The organism is Craurococcus roseus (assembly GCF_039523795.1).
Taxonomy (GTDB): Bacteria; Pseudomonadota; Alphaproteobacteria; order Acetobacterales; family Acetobacteraceae; genus Craurococcus; species Craurococcus roseus.
The window spans coordinates 1-7,485 of record NZ_BAAAFZ010000065.1 but is presented as its reverse complement, the minus strand read 5'-3'; the positions used below and the strand labels follow the sequence as shown (position 1 = coordinate 7,485).

At 74.0% G+C, this 7,485-nt stretch carries 6 protein-coding genes and 1 pseudogene; 4 read left to right on the top strand and 3 right to left on the bottom strand.

The window, feature by feature from the left end; translation table 11 throughout:
* Positions 1-783, bottom strand: a 783-nt coding sequence (locus ABD067_RS20165) for a hydantoinase/oxoprolinase family protein (RefSeq protein ID WP_343897183.1), incomplete at its 3' end; no start/stop codon positions are given.
* Complete coding sequence (locus ABD067_RS20160) at positions 780-2,558, bottom strand: hydantoinase B/oxoprolinase family protein (RefSeq protein WP_343897182.1); 1,779 nt, start codon at positions 2,556-2,558, stop codon at positions 780-782. The genes ABD067_RS20165 and ABD067_RS20160, both read right to left, overlap by 4 nt.
* A gap of 38 nt (positions 2,559-2,596) precedes the next feature.
* Here ABD067_RS20160 and ABD067_RS26490 point away from each other — a divergent pair.
* From ABD067_RS26490 to ABD067_RS20145, 4 genes and pseudogenes are all read left to right on the top strand, one after another.
* Positions 2,597-3,376, top strand: a pseudogene (locus tag ABD067_RS26490) (glycosyltransferase family 39 protein); the annotation flags it as partial.
* A 265-nt stretch (positions 3,377-3,641) separates the two neighbouring features.
* Positions 3,642-4,259 carry a hypothetical protein gene (locus ABD067_RS20155; protein ID WP_343897181.1) on the top strand — a complete coding sequence of 206 codons (618 nt, stop codon included), beginning with the start codon at positions 3,642-3,644 and terminating at the stop codon, positions 4,257-4,259.
* 176 nt (positions 4,260-4,435) lie between these two features.
* Positions 4,436-6,028 carry an ArnT family glycosyltransferase gene (locus ABD067_RS20150; protein WP_343897180.1) on the top strand — a complete coding sequence of 531 codons (1,593 nt, stop codon included), beginning with the start codon at positions 4,436-4,438 and terminating at the stop codon, positions 6,026-6,028.
* A 40-nt stretch (positions 6,029-6,068) separates the two neighbouring features.
* Complete coding sequence (locus tag ABD067_RS20145; RefSeq protein WP_343897179.1) at positions 6,069-6,995, top strand: SMP-30/gluconolactonase/LRE family protein; 927 nt, start codon at positions 6,069-6,071, stop codon at positions 6,993-6,995.
* A gap of 113 nt (positions 6,996-7,108) precedes the next feature.
* On the opposite strand, the gene ABD067_RS20140 is transcribed toward ABD067_RS20145, so the two are convergent.
* Positions 7,109-7,423, bottom strand: a complete 315-nt coding sequence (locus ABD067_RS20140; RefSeq protein WP_343897178.1) for an AzlD family protein — start codon at positions 7,421-7,423, stop codon at positions 7,109-7,111.
* Positions 7,424-7,485: the final 62 nt, after the last annotated feature.

Here is a 7,485-nt window from a genome sequence, read left to right as displayed (position 1 = left end):
GGGGGCGAGGCGCGCCGCTTCCTCCACGGGCGCGACGCCGCCGTGGCTGAGGATGACGAAGAGCCGGCCGCGGTAGCCAGCGCCTTCCAGCCGCGTCGCCAAGCGGTCGAGGTAGCGGCCGACCGCGGGGCCGACATAGGCGTTCACCACCGCCGTGCTGAAGCGCTCGAACTCCTTGATTTGCGGCAGCACCTCGGAGGAGAGGGTGACGTGCAGCCCGGGCAGGGCGGCGCGGAGCGCGTCGGCGGCCTCCCGCTCGTGCCGGTTGTCGCGCCAGGAGTGGAGGAAGCAGACGGCGACCGACTCCACCGCCTCCTCCCGCAGCGCGGCGATGGCGGCGTCGAGCGAGGCGCGGTCGAGCGGCGTGAGGACCGAGCCGTCGGCGCGGAGCCGTTCGCGCACGGGCAGGCGCAGGCGGCGAGGCACCAGCGGAGCGGGCGGCGGCAGCCGCATGTCGTAGCGCTCGGGCTTCAGCCCTTCGCGCATCTCCACCACATCGCGGTGGCCCTCGGTGGTGAGCATGGCGACGCGGGCGCCGCGGCGCTCCAAGAGCGCGTTGGTGGCGACGGTGGTGCCGTGGACGATGCGCGCGGTGCGGCCGAGCAGCTCCGCGAGCGGGAGGTCGAGCGCGGCCGCCAGGTTCTCCAAGCCGGCGAGCACGCCCTCGCTCTGGTCTTGCGGCGTGCTGGGGGCCTTGGCGAGCGTTTCCGTGCCGTCGGCGGCGATGCCGACCACGTCCGTGAAGGTGCCGCCGACGTCCACGCCGATGCGGTACTCGCTCACGCCATGCCCTCCCGCCGGTCGCGCTCGCGCGCTTCCGGGTCGCGTTGCGCCGGGTCGCCCCAACCGCCGCCGCCGCCCGAGCGCACCAGCAGGCGGTCGCCGGGCTCCACGGCGATGCCGACCTCCTTGGTGCGGAGCTTGCGCTCCTCGCCGTCCGCGCGCCGGAGGCGGTAGTCGTGCGGCGCGCCGTCCTGCCCGCCGACCATGCCCGCGGCGCCGTGCCGGGCGCCGTCGCCGGCGGTGTTGGCGCGGCACAGGCCGTCGCTCTCGACCAGGAGGGAAAGGTCGCCGCCGAAGCCGCCGCGGTGCTTGCCGTCGCCGGCCGAGCCGGGGAGGAATTCGTGGCGCTCGAACAGCAAGGGGAAGCGCGCCTCGGCCATTTCGACGCTGCCGAACTTCAACCCGCCGGCGGAGTGCCATTCGCCGGCGGTGGACCAGCCGTCGCCCCCGGAACTGCCGCCGCCGCCGGGGCGGGCGTGGAACAGGTGCCACACGAAGGGGCGGCCCGGGCGGCGCTTGTCGCGGCCCTGGAGCGCCACGCGGAAGCGGCGTCCCCAGCCGCCGGTGGCGCGCTCGGGGCAGCAGTGCTGCATGGCGCGGGTGATCGCCTCCACGATCTCGTTGGAGGGGTGGGAGGTGCACATCGTCACCGGCGCGCCCTCCCGCGCCCACACGATCGTGCCCTCGCGCGCCACCACCTCCAGCGGGCGGAAAGCGCCGTCGTTCTTCGCCACCTCCGGGTCGAGCAGGTAGGCGAAGGCCATGCACACGGCGCTGCGCATGTTGGGGAAGGAGGAGTTGACGAAGCCCGTCGCCTGCTCGTCGCTCTCCGACAGGTCCACCCTCAGCGCGTCGCCGCGCTTGGTCACGGTGGCGCGGATGGCGATGTCCTCGCGCCCGAAGCCGTCGTCGTCGAGGAAGGCCTCGCCCTTCCAGGTCCCGTCAGGCCAGGTTGACACGATCCGCCGCGCGTGGCGCTCCGACAGGTCGAGGATGGCGGCGACCGCGGCGTCCAGCCGCGCCGCGCTGTGCTTCGCGAGCAACGGCGACAGGCGTTCGCGGCCGAGGCGGGCGGCGCCGACCATCGCCATGAGATCGCCACGGAAGTCGCGCGGTATGCGGGTGTTGGCCGCCAGCATCCGCAGGAGGTCCTCGCGCAGCCCGCCGTCCTCGCCGAGGCGGATCGGCGGCACGCGCAGGCCTTCCTGCCAGATCTCGGTGGCGCCGGGGTTGTAGCCGCCGTGGGTGGCGCCGCCGATGTCGCTCTGGTGCGCCCGCACCACCGACCAGAAGCGCAGCGCGCCCTCCGCGAACACGGGGACGAGGATGGTGAGGTCGGGCAGGTGGCTGCCGCCGTGGTAGGGGTCGTTGAGCAGGAAGGTGTCGCCCTCCCGCGCGTCGGGGAAGGCGTCGGCCACCGCGCGCGCCGCCCAGGGCATGGCTCCGACATGGACCGGGATGTGGTCCGCCTGCGCCACCAGCCGGCACCCCGCGTCGCAGAGCGCGATGGAGAAGTCGCGGGAGGAGTTGAGAATCTGGGAGTAGGACGAGCGCAGCATCGCCTCGCCCATCTCCTCCACGATGGCCCGCAGCCGGTTGTCGAGCACCGCCAGCGTCACCGGGTCGATGCCGGTGGGGGCAGGGCGGTCGGCGGGGGGCGGGTTGACCATCGCCGGACGCTCGGGCCAAGCCGTGCGGCCCGTCAAGGCCGCGGCCGGCAGCGCCCATCGCGCGGGCGTGCCGCCCTCGCCGCGGCGCCGGGTCGGGAGCGGCATTTGCCGGACCGCGCCCGGCAGCGACCCCGTGGGAAAGCATGAACGTCACCACCCGTATCGCCGACCACCCGGCGCCCCGCCAAGCCGCCGCCGGCCACCCGCCGACGGTCGGGGCGGCGACGGGCGCCGCGACGCCCGCAGACGGGCCGTGGCCGCGCGCCCCTTCGCGGTTGCGGCGGGTCGCGGCGGCCTTGGCGGTGCCGGCCGCGATGCTGCTGGCCTCCTTGGCGTTCCGGGCCATGGGCCTCCTGCAAGCGGTGATCGACACCGACGAGGGGCTTTACCTGGTCCAGGCGCAGGCTTGGCTGCGCGGCGACTGGCCCTTGATCTCGGTGTGGGACATGCACCCGGTCGGCGGCCCGGCGATGATCGCCTTGAGCCTCTTGGCCTTCGGCGAAAGCGTCGGCGCCGTGCGGCTGCTCGGCGTCCTGTGCGCCGCCGCCACGGGTTGGGCCCTGTACGGGCTGGTGCGGGCGGCCGGCGGCGGGCGGGGCCTCGGGGTCGGCGCCGGCCTCCTCTACATCGCGGAAACGGTGCAACTCCGGGGCCTCGCCACCAACACGGAGATCCTGTTCGCCCCTTTCGTGGCCGGGGCCATGGCGCTGGCGACCGGCGCGGCGGCGCGCGCGGTGCGGGAAGGAGGGGCGCCGCGCTGGCGCGAGCTCTGCGCCATGGGACTCCTGATCGGCGCGGCGATCGCCATCAAGCAGGTGGTGGCGCTGGAAGGGTGCCTCGCCTTCGCCCTGCTGGCCTTCCCCGCGCTTTGGCGGCGGAGCCTGCCGGTGCGACGGTTCTTCGGCATGGCGGCCGCCTACGCGGCCCTGTGCGGGCTGCCCACCGCGCTGTTCGCCTTGGCCTATTGGTTGCGCGGCGGGCTGGACGTGTTCGTGGACAGCCTCTTCGTCGCGCCGTTTCGCTATTCGCTCGGGCGGCTCGGCCCTTGGGAGGCCTTGCAGCCCATCTCCGCCGCAGTCGCCACGCTGCTCTGGCTCATGCTTCTGGCCGGCATCGGGGCGGCGCTCCGGGGCCGCGGCGGCGGCGNNNCCGGGCGCCGCCGCCGCCGCGGCGCCGGAAACGCTGCTGGTGCGCGTCGGGCTGCTTTGGTTCGCGGTGGGGACGCTCGCCATCGCGGCGCCGGGCTACTTCTACCAGCACTACTTCCTGATCTGGTTGCCCGCCCTGGCGGTGCTGGGCGCGCTGGGCGCGGCGGGCTTGGCGCGGATGGCGCGGCCGCGGCTGGCGGCGGCGGCCTTCGCCGGCGTCATCGGCGTGACCGCCGCGGACGCGTGGCGGAGCGACGCGGCGCCCCGCCTCGACCGTGGCATCGGCATCTGGCAGCCCGACCCCGTGGAAGAGGTGGCGGAGGCGGTGGAACTCCGCTCCGACCCGGGCGACCCGATCTTCATCGTGAACTACCACCCGGTGGTTTACTTCCTGGCGAAGGCCGCGTTGCCCACCCGCTTCGTCTTCCCCGCCCACCTCAGCGGGGACTTCGAGGAGGTGTCGGACATCGACACGGACGCGGAACTGTCACGGGTCCTGGCTAGCCGGCCGCGGTTGGTGGTGGTGGATCGTGGCTGGTGGCCGCAGTTGCGGCCGAGGGCGGCCAGCACGGTGACGGCGGCTTTGCGGGCGGACTACGTTTTGGCGGACACCGTGGCCGAAGAGCGCGGACCGGTTGAAATATGGCAATTGAAATGAGACTTTGTTGCGAGTTTTGAGCAAACCTCACCGAAGCTTTTACGTGGGAATCTTGAAACTCGTGAAGGCGCCGGCAGCCAACGGCCGCAAAGGGCGGTAAAGCTCCCATGCGCCGGGCCGGTGCGTAGGCACAGCGGCCCCTGGCGGCGAATTTGACGGGGCGGAAGCGCGTGCAGGTGTCGAAAGCCGGACGAGAAGCCGTCGCGCCTCCGCGCGCCTCCGCCCTGGCCGGCTCGGGCGACCATCCCACCCGCTTGTCCTGGGCCCTCACCGACGCCGCCTGTGCCGGCTGGATGGTGCTGGCCGCCCTCTTGGCGCGCGGCTTCGGCTTCATCCCATCGGTGCTCGACCCCGACGAGAGCCTGTACCTCCTGCAAGCGCGGGAATGGCTCCGCGGCGGCTGGCCCTACGTCGCGGTGTGGGACATGCACCCGGTGGGCGCGCCCGCGATCATCGCCGCCGGCCTCCTGGCGTTCGGCGAGAGCATCGCGTCGGTCCGGCTGCTGGGGGCGCTGTTCGTCGCGGCGACGGGGTTCCTGCTGTTCCGCATCACCGTCCTGGCCCGGTGCGGGCGCGCCACCGGCCTCGCCGCCGGCCTCCTCTACGTGGCGCACAGCGTCCTCCCGGGCGGCCTCGCCACCAACACGGAGATCCTGTTCGCGCCCTTCGTCACCGCCGGCTTCGCCCTGGCCATGGTCGCGGCGCGCGACCTGCTGGAGGAGCGCCGGGTGCCCGGGCCGGGCAGGTTCGGCTCCATCGGCCTGTGCTTCGGCGTGGCCCTCTGGATCAAGCAGGTGGCGGCGCCGGAAGCCTGCATGGCCTTCCTCGGCCTGACGGCGCTGGCCGTCTCGAAGGGCGGGATGCCCGTGCCCGGCGTCTTCCCGAGGGCCTTGGCCTTCGCCGCCGGCTGCGCGCTCCCCACCGCGGCGACGGCCCTGGTGTACTCCCTGCGCGGGGACCTCCCGGCGTTCCTCCACGCCAACTTCGTGGCCCCGCTGCTGTACGTGGCGAAGGACGCGGACGTGAACGCCATGGTGGTGCTGCGGATCGTCCTGGCCAGCCTGTTGCAGATGGCGTGGCTGCTGATCGCGGCCGCGGCCGCCGCCCTGGCGCTGCGCCGCCACCGCCGCGTGGACCTGCACGCCGTGCTGGTCGCGGCGACCATGCTGTGGTTCGCCGGCGCCACCCTCGGCATCGTGCTGCCCGGCAAATTCTACGCGCACTACTTCTTGCTGTGGGTGCCGCCGCTTTCCATCGCGGCCGCGCTCGGCCTGCGCGAGGTGGTGGTCCGCATGGCGCCGCGCCGGCCCGGCGTCGCGCTCCTCGGGGTGGTGGCCATCATCGCCTCCATGCCCGTTCTGGACCATCTGGCCCTCCTCGGCCGGCGCGGCGTGGGGCTGCGCCTGCCGGACCCGCCGCGCGCGGCGGCCGAGGCCGTTTCCCGGTTGGTGCCGCCGGGCGAAACCGCGTTCGTGGTCAATTACGAGCCGATCATCTACTTCCTCGCCGACCTGCCGCTGCCGACGCGCATGCCGCTTTGGCAGCAGCTCGCGGGCGACTACGGGGGGGCCATGGGGCAGGAAAGCGACGCCGAGCTGGCGCGCGTGCTGGCCAGCCGGCCCTACCTGCTGGTCATTTCCCAGCCGCACTGGCGCAAGGTGCGGCGGAGCGCGCAGCACGCGATCGAGGCGGCGCTCGAGCAAGGCTACCAGGAAGCCGGCTCCGTGCAGGGGACCGAAGGCGTCGTGGAACTCTGGCGCCGCCGGTGAGCCGGCCGCATCATCCCCGCGCGACGGGGAGGAGGGCGGCATGGGCGAGCCTGGCGTGCGGGTGCTGGCGGACGGACTCCGTTTCCCGGAAGGGCCGGTGGCCTTGCCCGACGGCGGCGTCCTCCTGGTCGAGATCGCCGCCGGACGCCTGACCCGCGTGGCGCCGGACGGGACCAAAACCGTCGTTTCCACGCCTGGCGGCGGCCCGAACGGCATCGCTTTCGGGCCGGACGGGCGGATCTTCTGCTGCAACAACGGCGGCTTCGCCTGGCACGAGGAGGCGGGGATGCTCCGGCCGCTGGGGCAGGGGGCGGACTACTCCGGCGGGCGCATCGAGGTCATCGACCCGGCCACCGGCGCGGTGGAGCGGCTGTACGACCGGTGCGGCGACAACCCGCTGAAGGGCCCGAACGACATCGTGTTCGACCCGCGCCGGGGCTTCTGGTTCACCGACCTCGGCAAGGTGCGCCGGCGCGACCGCGACCACGGCGGCGTCTACTGGGCGGAGGCGGACGGCTCGCGCATCGTGGAGGTGGCCTACCCGGTCTTCGGCGGCGCCAATGGCATCGGCCTCTCGCCCGACGGCGCGGTGCTCTACGTGGCGGAGACCGAGACGGGCCGGCTCTGGGCCTGGGACGTGGAGGAGCCGGGGCGGCTCAGGAAGGAGCCCTGGCCGAGCACCAACGGCGGGCGGGTGCTGTGCCAGTTCCCCGGCTACCGGCGGCTGGACAGCTTGGCGGTGACGGCGGCGGGCAACGTCTGCGTGGCGACCCTGGTGTCGGGCGAGATCACCGCCGTGTCGCCGCGCGGCGAGATCCTGCGCGTGGCGCCCATGCCGGAGCGGATGCCGACCAACATCTGCTTCGGCGGCGAGGGGATGCGCACGGCGTTCGTGACCCTTTCGACCACGGGGAAGCTCGCGGCGATGGCGTGGGACGAACCGGGGCTGAAGCTGCCCTTCGGTTGAGGCCGGGTGGGGGAGGCGGCGCCTGCTTCCTTGCCCGCCTTCGCCGATCCCGGCCCATAGGCGCGGCATACTTTTTTCGTTCCCCGCTCCGAGTTCTGCGTCGCGGCCCGTCCTCAAGCGGCGCCGGCCGTCGCGGCCCGGAGGAGCCAAAGCGACAGGACGCCCGCGGCGATGGAGACCGCGATGCGGCGGAAGGCGATCTGCGCCGCGACCGTGGCCGCCGCCGCCGCCCAGGCGGTCCAGCCCCCGCCGGCCAAGGCCGGGACGAGGAAGGCGATGAAGATGGCGCCGGGCAGGTGGTTGAGCATCGCCTGCACGAAGCGCGGCGGCCGGACCACGCGCAGCACGGCGTAGCCGCCGGCACGGCAGAGGAACGTCGCCACGGCCATCGCCAGGATGGCGGCCAGCACGTCGGGGCGGAGCGTCACCGCGCCGCTTCCCGGTCCTGCCGCTCGCGCCGGCCGTCCAGCGCCGCGCCGGTGGCGGCGCC

Excerpts from the sequence above, each read along its gene's own strand:
- ABD067_RS20160 (WP_343897182.1), bottom strand. The coding sequence starts at position 2,558 with ATGCCGCTCCCGACCCGGCGCCGCGGCGAGGGCGGCACGCCCGCGCGA.
- ABD067_RS20145 (WP_343897179.1), top strand. The coding sequence starts at position 6,069 with ATGGGCGAGCCTGGCGTGCGGGTGCTGGCGGACGGACTCCGTTTCCCG.